The organism is Rhodococcus sp. WB1 (assembly GCF_001700945.1).
GTDB lineage: Bacteria > Actinomycetota > Actinomycetes > Mycobacteriales > Mycobacteriaceae > Rhodococcus > Rhodococcus aetherivorans.
On record NZ_CP015529.1, the window covers coordinates 5,147,227 to 5,162,483 of the forward strand.

General features: G+C 70.2%; 13 protein-coding genes and 1 tRNA gene. 8 read left to right on the forward strand and 6 right to left on the reverse strand.

The genetic code is table 11. The features are described 5' to 3' along the window. Positions 1-2 precede the first annotated feature (2 nt). Both A4U64_RS23095 and A4U64_RS23100 read right to left on the reverse strand, forming a co-directional pair. A tRNA-Ser gene (locus tag A4U64_RS23095) sits at positions 3-87 on the reverse strand. Positions 88-97: 10 nt separating this feature from the next. Next, entirely contained in the window at positions 98-586 is a 489-nt protein-coding gene (locus A4U64_RS23100; RefSeq protein ID WP_006932792.1) for a MarR family winged helix-turn-helix transcriptional regulator, read from the reverse strand. A gap of 96 nt (positions 587-682) precedes the next feature. On the opposite strand from A4U64_RS23100, the gene A4U64_RS23105 reads away from it, so the two are divergent. Continuing rightward, entirely contained in the window at positions 683-1,669 is a 987-nt protein-coding gene (locus tag A4U64_RS23105) for an NAD(P)H-quinone oxidoreductase (protein ID WP_006932790.1), read from the forward strand. 14 nt (positions 1,670-1,683) lie between these two features. Here the strand turns inward: A4U64_RS23105 and A4U64_RS23110 are convergent, their stop codons facing one another. After that, the gene (locus A4U64_RS23110) at positions 1,684-2,892 is read right to left on the reverse strand and encodes a cysteine desulfurase-like protein (protein ID WP_029547046.1); all 1,209 of its coding nucleotides are present in this window, start codon (positions 2,890-2,892) and stop codon (positions 1,684-1,686) included. A 155-nt stretch (positions 2,893-3,047) separates the two neighbouring features. Here A4U64_RS23110 and A4U64_RS23115 point away from each other — a divergent pair, with 155 nt between their 5' ends. The 6 genes from A4U64_RS23115 (at position 3,048) to A4U64_RS23140 (ending at position 8,500) form a co-directional block, all read left to right on the forward strand. Continuing rightward, on the forward strand, positions 3,048-3,635 hold the full coding sequence (locus A4U64_RS23115; protein ID WP_029547045.1) for a bacterial proteasome activator family protein: 588 nt from the start codon (positions 3,048-3,050) through the stop codon (positions 3,633-3,635). A 38-nt stretch (positions 3,636-3,673) separates the two neighbouring features. Continuing rightward, positions 3,674-4,549: a galactan export ABC transporter permease subunit Wzm/RfbD gene (wzm, locus tag A4U64_RS23120; protein WP_006932781.1), complete on the forward strand. Its 876-nt coding sequence runs from the start codon at positions 3,674-3,676 to the stop codon at positions 4,547-4,549. A 12-nt stretch (positions 4,550-4,561) separates the two neighbouring features. Further along, on the forward strand, positions 4,562-5,386 hold the full coding sequence (gene wzt, locus A4U64_RS23125; RefSeq protein WP_029547044.1) for a galactan export ABC transporter ATP-binding subunit Wzt/RfbE: 825 nt from the start codon (positions 4,562-4,564) through the stop codon (positions 5,384-5,386). After that, positions 5,383-6,282, forward strand: coding sequence for a galactofuranosyltransferase GlfT1 (glfT1, locus tag A4U64_RS23130; protein WP_043796752.1), 900 nt, complete (start codon positions 5,383-5,385; stop codon positions 6,280-6,282). Before wzt ends, glfT1 begins: the two co-directional genes overlap by 4 nt. An 86-nt stretch (positions 6,283-6,368) precedes the next feature. Continuing rightward, positions 6,369-7,532, forward strand: coding sequence for an IS30 family transposase (locus A4U64_RS23135; protein ID WP_051446190.1), 1,164 nt, complete (start codon positions 6,369-6,371; stop codon positions 7,530-7,532). Between the two features lie 113 nt (positions 7,533-7,645). After that, complete coding sequence (locus tag A4U64_RS23140; RefSeq protein WP_050034391.1) at positions 7,646-8,500, forward strand: TylF/MycF/NovP-related O-methyltransferase; 855 nt, start codon at positions 7,646-7,648, stop codon at positions 8,498-8,500. A 4-nt stretch (positions 8,501-8,504) separates the two neighbouring features. Here A4U64_RS23140 and A4U64_RS23145 read toward each other — a convergent pair whose 3' ends face one another. Together A4U64_RS23145 and A4U64_RS23150 are read right to left on the reverse strand one after the other, a co-directional pair. Beyond that, positions 8,505-10,016, reverse strand: coding sequence for a glycosyltransferase family 39 protein (locus A4U64_RS23145; RefSeq protein WP_050034390.1), 1,512 nt, complete (start codon positions 10,014-10,016; stop codon positions 8,505-8,507). 3 nt (positions 10,017-10,019) lie between these two features. Continuing rightward, on the reverse strand, positions 10,020-11,921 hold the full coding sequence (locus tag A4U64_RS23150) for a glycosyltransferase (protein WP_065923188.1): 1,902 nt from the start codon (positions 11,919-11,921) through the stop codon (positions 10,020-10,022). Between the two features lie 205 nt (positions 11,922-12,126). Here A4U64_RS23150 and A4U64_RS23155 point away from each other — a divergent pair, with 205 nt between their 5' ends. After that, positions 12,127-14,373, forward strand: coding sequence for a hypothetical protein (locus tag A4U64_RS23155; RefSeq protein ID WP_084648688.1), 2,247 nt, complete (start codon positions 12,127-12,129; stop codon positions 14,371-14,373). Here A4U64_RS23155 and A4U64_RS23160 read toward each other — a convergent pair. Next, entirely contained in the window at positions 14,360-15,199 is an 840-nt protein-coding gene (locus tag A4U64_RS23160; protein ID WP_065923189.1) for a glycosyltransferase family 2 protein, read from the reverse strand. The two genes, A4U64_RS23155 and A4U64_RS23160, sit on opposite strands and share 14 nt — an antisense overlap. Positions 15,200-15,257 lie beyond the last annotated feature (58 nt).

The window sequence follows — 15,257 nt, forward strand, 5'->3', positions numbered from 1 at the left end:
GGCGGAAGCGGAGGGATTTGAACCCCCGGTCGCTCTCACGACGCTCGCTTTCAAGGCGAGTGCATTCGGCCGCTCTGCCACGCTTCCGTGCCAAATCCTAACCACACCTGTCGTCGACGGCCGCCTCCACCTTGGTGAAGATCTCGGAGAGGGTCCGGATCTGCGTCCTCGTGAGCAGGTCGACGAGGTTGCGGCGCACACCGGCGACGTGCGTGGGCGCGGCCTCGGTGAGCCGGCGGCGGCCCTCGTCGGTGAGGGTGGCGAGGACGCCGCGGCCGTCCTCGAGGCAGGAACTGCGCACCACCATCGACGCGGCCTCCATGCGGCGGATCTGGTGGGTGAGGCGACTGCGGGACGACAGCACCCCGTCGGCGAGGTCGCTCATGCGCAGCGCCCCGTCGGGAGCCTCGGAGAGCAGCACCAGGATCCGGTACTCGGCCAGGGACAGGCCGTGCGCCTCCTGCAGGTCGCGATTGAGTCGATCCATGAGCCGGTGATTGCCGTCGATGTAGGCCCGCCATGCCCGCTGCTCGTCCGTGTCGAGCCAGCGCGGATCGGGACGGTCGGCATGCAGTTCGGCTGTCACGCGGGCAGTGTAGAGGCAGGCCGTCGTCTGTGTTACTCGCCGGTCAGTTCGCTGCGTGTCGCCCCTGCGTCGGCGTGTCGCGATAGCGTCGAACCCATGCGCGCAATCACGATCACCGAACCCGGCGGCTCCGGGGTCATGCAGTGGGCCGAGCAGCCCGACCCCACCCCCGGTCCCGGACAGGTCCTGATCGACGTGGCCGCGACGGCCGTCAACCGTGCCGATCTGCTGCAGCGCCGCGGCCTGTACCCGCCGCCGCCCGGGTCGAGCGACGTCCTGGGTCTCGAATGCTCGGGGGTGATCGCCGAACTCGGTGAGGGCGTGAGCGGCTGGTCGATCGGCGACCGGGTGTGCGCGCTGCTGACCGGCGGCGGCTACGCCGAGCAGGTCGTCGTCCCCGCCGGACAGGTCCTGCCCGTGCCGGAGGGCGTGGATCTCGCGGTGGCGGCATCACTGCCCGAGGTGGCGTGCACCGTGTGGTCGAACGTGGTGATGGCGGCGGGCCTGCGCCGCGGTGAGGTGCTGCTCGTGCACGGCGGTGGGGGCGGCATCGGCACCCACGCCATCCAGGTCGGCAAGGCGCTGGGCGCGAAGGTCGCGGTGACCGCGTCGGCCGGCAAGCTCGACTACTGCCGTGAGCTCGGCGCCGACCTCGCGATCGACTACCGCTCGCAGGACTTCGTCGCCGAGGTCCGAGGCCGGTTCGGCGGCGCCGACGTGGTGCTCGACAACATGGGCGCGGCCTACCTGTCCCGCAACGTCGACGTGCTCTCCCCCGACGGCCGGCTCGTGGTGATCGGTATGCAGGGCGGCGCGAAGGGCGAGCTCAACCTCGGCAAGCTGCTCGCCAAGCGCGGGCACGTCCTCGCCACGGGCCTGCGCGGGCGGCCGGAGACCGGCCGTTCCGGCAAGAGCACGATCGTCGCGCAGGTTCGCGAGCACGTGTGGCCGATGATCGCCGAGGCCCAGGTCCGGCCCGTCGTACACGCAGAGGTGCCGATCACCGAGGCCGCGCGGGCCCACGAGATGCTGGATTCCCCCGACACCGTCGGCAAGGTCGTGCTGCGCATCGATCGGCACTAGGCCGGTCGGCCCGGTCAGGAGGCGGTGAGGTTGCGCAGCTCGCGCACCAGCTGGTCGAGCTCGTAGCGGGTGGTGTACGGGGCCAGGCCGATGGTGACCGCGCCGCCCTCGTCGCTGACGCCGAGCGAGTCGAGCAGGCGGCTCGTGCCGCGGCTGACCGCGACGGTGGCGATGCGACGGTCGGCGAGATGCGCGGCGACCTTCTCGGCGGGCACCCCCGCGACGGTGAAGCTCAGCGTCGGCACGCGGCTCGACGCACGGCCGATCACCATCACGTCGGGCAGGTTGTCGAGCAGGCGCATCAGCCGCTCGAACAGCTGGTCCTGGTAGCCCTGCAGCGAACTGATCGACGTTTCGAGACGCTCGCGGCGCGTGCCGGTCGCCTCGTCGTCGAGGGCCGCGAGGAAGTCGACGGACGTGACGAGCCCGGCGAGCATCGCGAACTGATGGCCGCCGACTTCGAGCCGCTCGGGGCCGCGTGCGTGCGGATCCAGGGAGACCGCCGGGATCCGGTCGAGTTGCGCCGGGTCGCGGAACACCAGGGCGCCGACCTGCGGTCCCCCCCACGCGGACGCGTTGACCGCGAGCACGTCGGCGCCGAGTTCGTGGATGTCGACGTGCGCGTAGGGCGCGGCCCCGGCCGCGTCGACCACCATGAGCCCGCCGACCTCGTGGAGCCGGTCGGCGGCGACGCGCACGTCCGGCGCGGAACCTACGAGCGACGACGCGGCGGTCAGCGCGACGAGCCGGGTGGTGGGAGTGATCAGTTCCTCGAACTGCCAGCTCGGCAGCTCGCACGTCTCGATCTCGACCTCGGCCCACCGGACCTGGGCGCCGTAGCGGCTCGCGACGCGCAGCCACGGTGCCACGTTGGCCTCGTCGTCCAGCCGGGACAGCACGAGCCCGGTGCCGAGCCCGAGCCGGGAACTGAGCGACTCCGCGAGCCAGGCCAGCAGGACCGCCCGATCCGGTCCGAGCACCACACCCGCCGGGTCACCGCCGACGAGATCGGCGACGGCGACGCGCGCCGCCTGCAGCAGCGACGCGCTCCGACGGTTGGAGGTGTGCCGGCCCGTCGGGGACGCCGCGGCGTTGCGGAATGCCGTCGACACCGCGCGGGAGACCGCGTCGGGAATCTGCATTCCGGCCTGTGGGTCGAGATGGATCCAACCGTCGCCGAGCGAGGGAATCAACCCCCGGATCCGGGCAACGTCGTAAGCCATGCGTGACACTCTAAATCCCGGTGTCAATCGTGTGTCGTCCACGTCGGTCCCGTACGCCCTCCGAAGGTGCACGTACGGAGCGCAATGTCGGGTGAAACCTCCCGTATCGGGAACCTGACTCGGCAACGGCACCGGCGAGAGGACAAGATGGAACCATGACGCATTCGGAGAATGAGCACGTCCTCGTGATCGGACCCGACGGCAATCCCGTCGCGGTCCAGCGCGACGGTACCGCCTCCGGTGATCCGCGGGAGTCCGCCGCCGAGCCCCAGGAGAAGCCGGATGACGCCGAGTCGCTCGCCGACATGGTCGAGCAGCCGGCGAAGGTCATGCGGATCGGCACCATGATCAAGCAGCTGCTCGAGGAGGTCCGCGCCGCGCCGCTCGACGATGCGAGCCGTGCCCGTCTGCGCGAGATCCACCAGTCCTCCATCCAGGAGCTCGGCGAGGGCCTCGCCCCGGAACTGCGCGAGGAACTCCAACGGCTCGCGTTGCCCTTCGGTCAGGACGAGGTGCCGTCCGACGCGGAGCTGCGGATCGCGCACGCTCAGCTCGTCGGTTGGCTCGAGGGCCTGTTCCACGGCATCCAGACGGCACTGTTCGCGCAGCAGATGGCGGCGCGGGCGCAGCTCGAGCAGATGCGTCAGGGTGCGCTGCCGCCGGGCATGCTGGGGGGCGGACCGCGCCCCGACGAACGGCACGGCCCGGGACCGGGTGCCCCGGGTACCGGTCAGTACCTGTAGCGACGGCCCGACCACGATCCCCGGTAGGCTCGGACCTCGTGTCAGCTTCTGCCCTCGATCCCGAGCCCACCGCCGCGGACTCTCCGGTGGTGTCGGATTCGCAGACCTTCCGGCGCGGCCTGAAGGATCTGCGCGACGGCTTCGCCCAGCGCGAGCTGTGGCTCAGCCTGGCCTGGCAGGACATCAAGCAGCGCTACCGGCGCTCGGTCATCGGTCCGTTCTGGATCACCATCGCCACCGGTGTCCAGGCCACCGCCATCGGCATCCTGTACGCCGCGCTGCTGGACATTCCGCTCGACGAGTTCCTGCCGTACGTGACGGTCGGACTGATCGTCTGGAACATGATCAGCGCCTCCATCCTGGAGGGCTCGGAGGTGTTCATCGCCAACGAGGGCCTGATCAAGCAGTTGCCGTCGGCGCTGAGCGTGCACATCTACCGGCTCGTGTGGCGGCAGTTGCTGTTCTTCGCCCACAATCTCGTGATCTACGTGATCATGATCTTCGCCTTCGGAGTGTGGCGAGACCTGACCTGGACGTCCCTCGCGGCGATCCCGGCGCTGGGCCTGATCGTGCTCAACGCCGTCTGGGTGGCGATCCTGTTCGGCATCTTCGCCACCCGCTACCGCGACATCGCCCCGATCCTGTCCAGCCTCACACTGCTGCTGTTCGTGCTCACCCCGATCATGTGGACGACGCAGAGCCTCGAGGCGCAGGGCGGGCAGGCCGCCCAGCGCGTCAAGCTGGCCGAGATCAACCCGCTGTTCCACTACCTCGACATCATCCGGGCGCCGATGATCGGCCAGGACCAGCAGGCCTACCACTGGTACATCGTGCTGGCGATCACCGTGGCCGGCTGGGGACTGGCGCTGCTGGCGCTGCGTAAGTACCGGGCCCGCGTGCCCTACTGGGTCTAAGGGGCCGTCATCATGACCGAACATGTGAGCATCGAGACGCGCGGCGCGTGCGTCGACTTCCCGATCTTCGACGCGAAGACCCGGTCGCTGAAGAAGGCGTTCCTCGGCAAGGCCGGCGGTTCGATCGGCCGCAACAACTCCGACGTGGTGGTGGTGGAGGCGCTGCGCGACATCACCCTGTCGCTGAAGGAAGGCGACCGCATCGGCCTCGTCGGTCACAACGGCGCCGGCAAGTCCACACTGCTGCGGCTGCTGGCGGGGATCTACGAGCCCACGCGCGGCAGCGCCCGGATTCGGGGCCGCGTCGCGCCGGTGTTCGACCTCGGCGTGGGCATGGACCCGGAGATCTCCGGCTACGAGAACATCATCATCCGCGGGCTGTTCCTCGGTCAGACCCGCAAGCAGATGCTCGCGAAGATGGACGAGATCGCCGAGTTCACCGAGCTCGGCGAGTACCTGAACATGCCGCTGCGCACGTATTCGACCGGCATGCGGGTCCGCGTCGCGATGGGCGTGGTCACCAGCATCGACCCCGAGATCCTGCTGCTCGACGAGGGCATCGGCGCGGTCGACGCCGACTTCATGAAGAAGGCGCGGGTGCGCCTGCAGAAGCTCGTGGAACGCTCCGGCATCCTCGTCTTCGCCAGCCACTCCAACGAGTTCCTCGCGCAACTGTGCGAGCGCGCGCTGTGGATCGACCACGGGCAGATCCGCATGGAGGGCGGCATCGAGGAGGTCGTGCGCGCCTACGAGGGCGACGACGCGGCCGACCATGTGCATCACGTCATCGCCGAGCTGGAACGCGAGCAGGGGCTGCCGCAGGAGCGCTCGGCGTGAGCGAACGCATCGTCGGGGTGGTGGTCACCCACCGGCGGCGCGAGCAGCTGGCACAGTCGCTGAAGGTCCTGAGCGCCCAGACCCGGCCGCTCGACCACCTGGTGGTCGTCGACAACGCCGACGAGGAGGCCGTGCGCGACCTCGTCGAATCGTGCCCCCTGCCCACCAGCTACCTCGGGTCCAAGCACAACCTCGGCGGCGCCGGTGGCTTCGCCCTGGGCATGCTGTACGCGCTGTCGCTCGGTGCGGACCGGGTGTGGCTCGCCGACGACGACGGCCGCCCGGAGGGCCCCGATGTCCTCGCGACATTGCTCGAGTGCGCGCAGCGGCACGGCCTGGCGGAGGTGTCGCCGGTGGTGTGCGACATCGACGACCCCGACCGTCTCGCGTTCCCGTTGCGCCGGGGCGTGGCGTGGCGTCGTCACCGCAGCGAACTCGGCGACGTCGAGAGCGACGATCTGTTGCCGGGCATCGCGTCGCTGTTCAACGGCGCCCTGTTCACCGCCGCCGCGATCGACGCGGTGGGCGTGCCGGACCTGCGGCTGTTCGTGCGCGGCGACGAGGTGGAGGTGCACCGTCGCCTGGTCCGCTCGGGTCTGCGGTTCGGCACCTGCCTGCGCACCGCCTATCTGCACCCCAACGGCGCCGACGAGTTCAAGCCGATCCTCGGCGGCCGGATGCACACCCAGTACCCGGACAACGACACGAAGCGGTTCTTCACCTACCGCAACCGCGGCTACCTGCTCTCACAGCCCGGTCTCCGCCGGTTGCTGCCACAGGAATGGGTGCGGTTCGGCTGGTACTTCCTCGTCAGCCGCCGGGACCCTGCCGCGCTCCGCGAATGGGTGCGGCTGCGCAAGCTGGGCCGGCAGGAACGGTTCGAGCGGCCTGTGTGAGGGACCGACTATCGGGCCGAATGTCACATTGCGTCGATGGAGGCTGACTCAGGTGGTCCATGCGACACGCTCCCTGACCAGGGGAGATGTCAGTGGGTCGAGCAGCACGAGAGGCGAAGAAGGCTAGGTTCTTCGCCATGCGCATGACGAAGGTGTCGATCGCCAAGGCCGCAGCCGCGGTCGGTGTCAGCCGACAAACCGGCTACCGGTGGGAGGACGAGGCCAACGGCACCGTCCGCCGTGCCCCGCACTGGGAGCACGGCGGACGGTCGTTGTCCCTGGGCGAGCGGGAGCTTGTCGCCCTCGGACTCGCCCGCAACGAGTCGGTCCAGACGATCGCCGCGCACCTGGGCCGGCACCGGTCGGTGATCTACCGGGAGATCGAACGCAACAGCAACCGCGACGGTAGCTACCGCGCCGTGTCGGCCCACGCGCGGGCCTGGACCCGAGCACTGCGACCGAAAGTCGCCAAGCTGATGGCCGCACCCGAGTTGCGCGCGTATGTCGTCGCCAGGCTGAAGCTGCGCTGGTCCCCGCAGCAGATCTCGGCCAGGCTGGTGGTCGACTTCCCCGACCGAGCGGAGATGCGGGTGTCCCACGAAACCATCTACCAGGCCGTGTATGTGCAACTGAAAGGCGAACTGCGAAAAGAGCTTTCGGAGTATCTGCGGCGCCGGCACACCCGTCGGGTGCCGCAGGGGCGAGTGCCGAGCAGTGCCCGCCATATTCCCGACAAGATCCTCATCTCCCAGCGGCCCGCCGAGGTCGAGGACCGGGCGGTGCCCGGGCACTGGGAGGGAGATCTGATCATGGGGGCGCGCAACCGCTCGGCGATCGGCACCCTGGTCGAGCGCACCACCCGGTACGTGGTGTTGCTGCACCTGCCGAAGGTCCGCGACGTGTCCGGCGTCCGCGATGCGATGATCGCCGCGATGCGGTCGTTGCCGGAGGTGATGCAGCGGTCGGTGACCTGGGATCAGGGCCACGAGATGCGTGCTCATGCCCAGATCACCATGGCCACCGACGTCGCTGTCTACTTCTGCGATCCGCACTCGCCGTGGCAGCGCGGCACCAACGAGAACACCAACGGTCTGCTCCGGCAGTACTTCCCCAAGGGCACCGACCTGTCGGTGTACACGCCCGAGGACCTGCAGCAGGTCCAGGACGAGTTCAACGGCCGCCCCCGGCAGACGCTACGCTGGCGCACGCCAACCGAAGCGTTCACCGAGCTTGTCGCATCGGCCGCCTGAAACCGCCGGAACCGGCGCAATGTGACATTCGGCCGGGTGGGAGGGCGCGATTGCGCCCTATCGGCCCACTGTCTAGGTTCGGGGCTAGGTCTCGACGGGCACGGGAGGGCGCGATGCTGGGGCGTTGGCGGGCGACGACCCGGGGCAAGCTGCAGCGTGCCGTCGCCGAGGTCGTCGACCTCTCGGCGCGACGCACCCGCGAGCTGCAGGAGAACCACCACGACCGGATTCTCGCCGAGCTGACCGCGACCACCGCGGAGCTGCGGCAGGTACTGGCCGAGCTCGCACAGACCCGTTCGGAGGTGGGCCTGCTCCGGGACCGCGTCGCCGATCTCGAGCACCGGCAGCGCCGCGACCTGCGCTATGCGATGGACCGCGCCGCGACCGACACCGCCGCGGCGTTCGCGGTCGCGAACATGCCCACCGCCGCGGTCCTCGACACCCCGCACGACACCCTGCGGTTCGCGCTCGACCGGGTGTCCCGGCCCGGCCTGGCCCTCGAGTTCGGGGTCGCGTCGGGCACCACGTTGCGGATCGTCGCCGACGTGTTGGGCGCGGACCACCCGGTGTTCGGGTTCGACGTCTTCACCGGACTGCCGGAGGCATGGCGCAGCGGGTTCCCCGCCGGGGAGTTCGCGCAGGACACCCCGCCCGACGTGCCCGGCGCCGAGCTGGTGCCCGGCCTGTTCGCCGACACCCTTCCCCGCTTCCTCGCCGCACATCCCGGCGACGTCGCGTTCGTCCACCTCGACGCCGACCTCTACTCGTCCACGACGACGGTGCTCGACCTGCTCGAGGACCGCCTGGTGCCCGGCACCGTGCTGGTGTTCGACGAGTTCTTCAACTATCCCGGCTGGCAGCGGCACGAGTACAGGGCGTGGACCGAGTTCGTCGCGCGCACCGGACTCGCGTTCGAGTACCTGGCGTACACGGCCGACAACGAGCAGGTCGTCGTGCAGCTGCGGTGAACCGTCACCGCACGAAACGGATCACCTGGCTGACGTTGAACTGCCGGCGCTCGTCGATCCGGAAACCGGCATGCACGAGCCCGGCGTACTCCGGGGTCGACTCGAACCGGTGCGGTGGAAGCGTCCACCACTGATTCGACGTGTGATAGACCCGCTGTTCGGTCGTCCGCTCGGCGTCCGCGAAGAACCACACCACCTCGCACGTGGGCAACTGCCCCGCGACAGCCTGGAACGGGAGATTCTCGTCCCACAGCCAGCCCTCGGCGGCCGCGGTCCGTCCGAGCCCCAGGTCGCGGGTCCCCGCGAACGTGTCCGGGCGCGCGGTCTGCACCAGCCGCTGCGACGCCGGGTTCCATGCGGCGCCGCCGAACAGCACACAGTCGCCCGGCGCCAGCCGGCCGGCGACGTCGCGGTTGACCGTGCTGAAGTCCATGCCGCTGGGGTCGGACCACGGGGAGCGCTGCGCGACGAACGACGGCACGGTCAGCAGCACCAGCGCACCGGTGACACCGACCGTCACCCACGGCCGCACGGCCACGGCGGCGACGGAGACCGCACCGATGAGGGCTACCGCCGGCGTCGTGAACGTCAGATACCGGTCCAGGTAGACCGGGGACGCGACGAGCGAGTACGCCACGAGCATCGCCATCGGCACGACGATCCACGGCACGGCCACCGCGAGAACACCGTGCCGCTGCGCCCGCATGCGTCGCCGCACAGACGCGACGAGCCCCACGACGACCAGGACCGTGAATGCCGCCGCGAACCAGGGGGCGCCCACGAACCACTGGTACTCCCACACGATCCGCGGCAGGTTCCGGTCGAGCGGCGGAATCCACGTGGTCTGCCCCGCCTGGGCGAACGCCTCCAGCACGAGCGGGCTCGCCGCCGCCGACCCCGCCACGACCGCCCCCAGCCACGCGAGCCCGCGGCGCCGCAGGTCACCCCGCAACGCCACGGTGATCAGATGGGCCGGTATCAGCGCGACCGTGTACAGGAACAGCACCACCGACAGTGCGAGCACAGCGGCGTACGCCAGCCACCATCGGACCCGGCCCGACTCGCACGCCACGAGCAGCAGCACGGTCAGCCATACGGCGGCGGCCGCGGACGGGGCATAGCTGCGGGCCTCGACCGCAGCCCACGTCACGCGCGGCAGCAGCAGGAAGACGACACCCGCGAGCACGCCCAGCCGCCGGTCGGCGAGTTTCCAGCCCAGCACGACCACACCCCCGGCCGCGGCGCCCACGGCCAGGACGCTCGGCAGCCGCGCCGAGAATTCCGAAGCCCCGAAGACGGCGAACCAGTACCGCATCGCCACGTAGTAGAGGCCGTGGACGATGTCGACGTTACCGAGCACCCGGTCCAGGTCGACGCGGGAACGCTGCGCCACCGAGAGGGTGGCCAGCTCGTCGTACCAGAAGGAGGGCCGCCCGGTACCCAACGCTGCGACGATCGAACCCAGCAGTGCGATGAGGACAGCATCCCGCGCGCACGCCGTGGTCCGATCGGCCATCGGCTACTTCCCGTACAGGCGGGCCCAGTTCTCCCGGCTGGTCAGCTGCGGCATGGCCTCGCGATACTGCAAGGACACCGCGGGGGTCTCCTTCTTCAAGGCCTGCAGCGCGCGCACACCGCGCCGGAGCAGCGCGACGGCCCGCTCCTTGTCCCGCTTGCGCACGCGGACCCCTTCCTGGGACGCGTCGGTGACCACGGCGTGCGAGAACAGCGACACGTGCCACCAGTGCGCATCCGACGACGGGATGGCGACCGGATGCGCCGGGAGGCGACCGCGCCACTGGTTGAGGGTGCGCTTGGCCAGTACCGCCCACTCGAGGCTCTTGCGCGGGTACGGGCCGGCCGGGGTGATGAACATGTCGGCCGGACGCAGGCCCGGCACGTTGTTCGCGTTGTGGCGGATGGTCTCACCGTATTCCGCGCGCTCGCGCCGGATGGCGGCCGCCGCCTCCATGCCGCCGTCGTGCAGGAACTCGGGCCCCCGCAGGAAGTCCTCGACGGCCTTGATCAGGGTGAAGGCCATCCCGTACTGCATCGAGACGAGGTACCGGAACAGGTCGGTCCGCAACTGCTTGGCGAGTGCCTTGCCGTCGAGTTCGGTGTGCAGGGCCGCGGTGATCATGGCGTTGCGGAGGTTGAAGTAGCGGTGCCACTCGTCCCAGTCCTTCCACGCGAAATCCGCGTGCCACACCGCGGCACCGGGCAGCGTGACGGTCGCGACGCCGTTCGCCCGCGAGCGGTAGCCGTACTCGATGTCGTCCCACTGGAAGAACAGGGGCAGCGGATAACCGACCTTCTCCACGACCTCCGACGGGATCAGGCACGACCACCACCCGTTGTAGCCGGCGTCGACCCGGATGTCCTGCTGCTTCTTCAGCGTGCTCTTGTCCGCGAGCGCGTTCTTCACCTCCAGCCCGGCCTGGAGCCGCTGCAGGTCTGCGACCTCGGCCCCGACGTGGACCCGGTCGGGATGCAGCAGGTACAGCATCTGCGCGCCGACGATCGCGGGCTCGACGGTGCAGTTCGCGAACATGTTGAGCCGGACCACCGCCTCCGGTTCGCACAGGACGTCGTCGTCCATGAACACGATGTTGGCTCCGGGGTTCCGCGCGTAGCCGGCGACCTCGTACAGGCCGCGGGTGAATCCGCCGGCGCCGCCCAGGTTGGGCTGCGTGATGTAGACGAGCTTGTCGCCGAGTTCGGAGGCGACGCGCTGGAACTCCTGCCGGGTCTCCACCCGGTCGGTGCCCTGATCGATCACGTACACCGATTGCACGTCGGCCAGCGCGATCGGGTCGTCCGCCATGGCGGCCAGCGTCGCCGCGCAGTCGTCGGCGCGGTTGAAGGTGCAGATGACGACGGCGGCCGGCCGCAGGGACTTCGGTGCCGGCACCGTCCACCGGGCGTTCTCGACGGCCAGTTCGCCGGAGCCGGTGGAGATCCGTGCGAACAGGGCACCGCCGTCGACGAACCGGTCGATCGGGGTGGACACCGTCACCGTCGCGGGCGCGCCGTTCGACGACACGGTGGTCGTGGCGACGATCCGTCGCCGGCCCCGGGCATCGGTGGCGACCAGTTCGATGCGGCCGTCTCCGTCGACCTCGGCGACGAACTCGACCTCGGTGACGGCGGTCCAGCGCTGCCAGTAGCTGGCGGGGAATCTGCCGAAGTAGGTGTCCGTTTCGACACGGCTCCGGCGGCCGAGACGCACCCTGGTCCGCTCACGGTCGACGGTCCCCTTGACGGTGACGTACATGTCGTCGCTGACCAGCGGAGACGGCCCCGCGAACAGCGCACGCTGAGCGGTCGGACGGGTCGCGGGGCGCCCCGTGACGGACGAACCGTCAGCTGCGGTGCCGACCCCTCCCGTCGGTTCGATCGCAGCGAATTCGGCCTTGTCCATCCGTCGAAACACCTTTCGGAACCTTGCTGCCCCCCAGGACACAACTCGTCCCAGGCTACCAACGGACCGGGGACCGGCCGACGTCCCCGCGGATCCACCCCCGCGCCCGGCCGGTCGTCGCCCGGCCCACCCCCGTTATCCTTGGCCTCTGGCCAGCCTCGTCCCTGGCCTCCGGCCAGCCCCGTCCCCGACCTCTGGAGCACATGTGACCTCCGCCGTCGTGCCCGCGGTGACGACGCGGCGGCAGCGCCGGACGTGGGGTGCCGCAGTGGCAGCGATGGTGACGGTCACCTACCTGGTGATCCTGGCGGCCGACGATCGATGGTTCTACACCGACGACACGGAATCGGGTGCGGTACCGAACTGGATCTTCCTCGGCCGGATCCTGCGGACCGGACAGCTTCCGAGCCTCGTGCCGGAACAGTGGATGGCCGGGAACTACCCGGTCGAGGGGCAGGGCGGCCTCTGGAATCCGCCGCAGCTGCTCGTCAACCTGATCGCGCCGTCCGTCGACAATATGGTGCTGCTCTCGACCGGCGTGAAGTGGGCGTTCTCCGTCGTCCTGGCGCTGGGCGTGTACCGGATCTGCCTGGAGTACGGCGCTCGCGCGACGTGGGCGGCGGTGGCCGGCGCCGCCGTCCCGTTCACCGGGTTCGCGCTCTTCTTCGACCAGGCGACCTGGGTCACGGCCCTCACCGGCTCGGCGTGGGTGGCCCAGGCGTGGGCCAGTTCGCTCCGCTACCTGCGCGGACGCTCCGGTCCCCTGCCGGCGTTCGTGTTCCTGTACCTCGCCGTCAGCGTCGGCTACGTCTTTCCCGCGCTCGTCGCCGGGATCCTCACGGGCTGCCTCATGATCGGCGAACGGATCCATCGGCACTCGTGGCGGCCCTCGCTGCGGCTGGCGGTGGTCGCGAGCTGCGCCGCCGCGGGCGGGTTGATCACCTACCTGCCCGGGGCGCTGTCCAGCTCCGTCACCTGGCGCTCCGACCAGGGCTTCCAGAACGACAACTTCCTCACGGCACCTTGGTCGGACACCCTCAACTCCGGCATCCCCTCCGCGCTGCCGGGCATCGAAGCCTGGTTCGGGGAGGTGCAGCCGTTCCCCGTCACCTACATCGCCTGGTTCGCCGTCCCCGCGCTCGCCTTCGTGGACTGGAAGACCGTGCACCGGTCCGTGCGCAGCCTCGCCGGCGCGCTGATCTTCCTCGTCGCCATGCTCATGGCGACGGCCGGCCCCAGCGTGATGGGGCCGTTGCGCTGGCCGGCGCGGCTGCTGCCGATGTTCGCTCTCGCGACACTCGTGGTGGTGTGCGTGCTGATCAGCCGCCACGGCACGCTCCGCAGGATGCGGGTGCGGGCGGGCGCGGCGGCCACGCTCGTGCTGCTGATGACCCTGCGCTCCGGGTCCTCGTCCCCCGAGTTCATGAACCGTCACCTGCTGTGGGCGGGCGCCGTCCTCCTCGTCGGAGCCGCCGTCCTGTGGGTCGCGCTCCGCGCCGGTGAGCGGGCGGTGGCGGCGATCCTGCTGCTCTCGGCGCTGCCCGTCGTGTACTTCCAGGTGGCGTCGACGACACCGCACCCGCTCGCGTGGGATCTGCCGGCTCGGCAGTCGGTCGCGAAGGAGAACTTCCCGGACCGGCCGGGCACCACGCTGCAGCTCGCCGACCGCGAACTGGTGCTGCCGTGGACCGCGAATCCGCAGGGCGTCTACCGCTCCCTCGTGTTCGGCAATTTCGCCAAGTCCCTCGACGAGACGTACGTCAACGCCTACACCCCCATCGGCTTCGAGGAGTTCGCCTTCCACCTGTGCATGCGGCACGACGGCTCGAGCTGCGCCGACGCGTTCGGCGCCGCGTTCGCCACCGAATCGAGCACCGACCGGACGTACGTGGACCTGATGCTCGTGGATCGGGTGGTGCTGCAGCGCCGGCAGTACCCGGACGCCGACTCGGAGCCGGCGCCGCCCGGCTGGCGGTGGGTGCAGTCGCCGCCCGGGTCCGCGGACGCTGTGGACGCGGTGATCCTCGAACGGCTCGCCGGACCGATCAGCGGCCGGAACGGACGCATCTCCTTCACGGAAGGGGTCACCGCCACCTCGGTCTCCGAGGACTACGCGACGAGCCGGGTCCGCGTGAACTCGGTGGACGGCGGACGCGTCGTCTTCGGACGCCTGAACTGGCCCGGCTACTCGGCCACGCTGGACGGCCGGCCCCTGGAACCGCGCTCGGTGGACGGCATGTTCCTCGCGGTGGACATCCCCGCCGGCACCGAGGACGGCGAGCTCGTCGTGCGCTGGACACCGCCGGGCCAGGGAGCCGGGTTCGCCGGCCTGGGCCTCGGCATCGCGGGCGCCACGGCGATGCAGCTGCTGTACCTCAGAGACCGGCGGAAGGCGCGACGGGAGAATCCGGAGGAGGCCGCGGCGCCCGTACCGGCGGCTACCGTGGGCTGAGACGCGACCGGAACACGGTGTAGAACACCCGCCGCTGAAGCGCGGCGAGTTCGGCGCGGCGATTCCCCTGCCACACGTCGGCCGCCCGGAGCCCGCCGGGCAGTTGTTCGGACACCCACCGGTGATAGGCCTTCGCCTGCCGGGCCTGCTCGGCGACGAGGGCCACGCTCCACTGACCGGCACTGACCCGGAAACCACCGACGACCTGCCGCAGGGCATACAGGTCGCCGTGGAACAGCACCTTCGTGTAGGAGGCCATGTCGATCAGGTAGGGGAAACGACCGTCCCATCCGCCGGCCCGCTCGAGGGCATCGCGGCGCATCATCACGCACATCGGCTCACCGAACACGTTCGTGCCCAGCCGCACGGTGCGCCGGATCGCCTCCCCGCCCGGCACCAGGCCCGACAGTCCCTGGAGACCGCGTCCGCCGATCATCTTCGCGCCTCGCGCGTCGAGAATGTCCCGCTGCGACGCCACCGCCACCGCCGACGGGTGCGCGTCCAGGGCCGCCACCTGGGCCGACAGGGCCCCCGGATACAGCAGGTCGTCGCCGCACACCAGCTTGACGTACTCGCCCGCGGCCTCGGCCGTCACGCGCTGCCAGTTCCGGGGCGCACCACCGCCCGTCGGAGTCGACAACAGGGTCACGCGCCGGTCGCGGGCGTACTTGCCGAGCAGGTCGGCGGTGCCGTCGGTCGAACTGTGGTCGGCGATGATCAGTTCGAAATCCTCGAAGTCCTGTCCGAGCACGGACTCGACCGTCGCCTCGATGAACGGCGCATTGTTGTAGGCCGGAATCACCACGGACAGTTTCGGCCTCGTCACTGCTGCTCATCCCGTCCTCGAACGCACGCCCGGCGCTCGTGGCGGGCCGACTGACGGC

What these genes read in the sequence shown, in the direction of transcription:
- A4U64_RS23145 (WP_050034390.1), bottom strand. Translation starts at nt 10,016, where the DNA reads ATGGCCGATCGGACCACGGCGTGCGCGCGGGATGCTGTCCTCATCGCA.
- A4U64_RS23135 (WP_051446190.1), top strand. Translation starts at nt 6,369, where the DNA reads ATGTCAGTGGGTCGAGCAGCACGAGAGGCGAAGAAGGCTAGGTTCTTC.
- A4U64_RS23115 (WP_029547045.1), top strand. Translation starts at nt 3,048, where the DNA reads ATGACGCATTCGGAGAATGAGCACGTCCTCGTGATCGGACCCGACGGC.
- A4U64_RS23110 (WP_029547046.1), bottom strand. Translation starts at nt 2,892, where the DNA reads ATGGCTTACGACGTTGCCCGGATCCGGGGGTTGATTCCCTCGCTCGGC.
- A4U64_RS23150 (WP_065923188.1), bottom strand. Translation starts at nt 11,921, where the DNA reads ATGGACAAGGCCGAATTCGCTGCGATCGAACCGACGGGAGGGGTCGGC.
- wzt (WP_029547044.1), top strand. Translation starts at nt 4,562, where the DNA reads ATGACCGAACATGTGAGCATCGAGACGCGCGGCGCGTGCGTCGACTTC.
- A4U64_RS23105 (WP_006932790.1), top strand. Translation starts at nt 683, where the DNA reads ATGCGCGCAATCACGATCACCGAACCCGGCGGCTCCGGGGTCATGCAG.
- A4U64_RS23140 (WP_050034391.1), top strand. Translation starts at nt 7,646, where the DNA reads ATGCTGGGGCGTTGGCGGGCGACGACCCGGGGCAAGCTGCAGCGTGCC.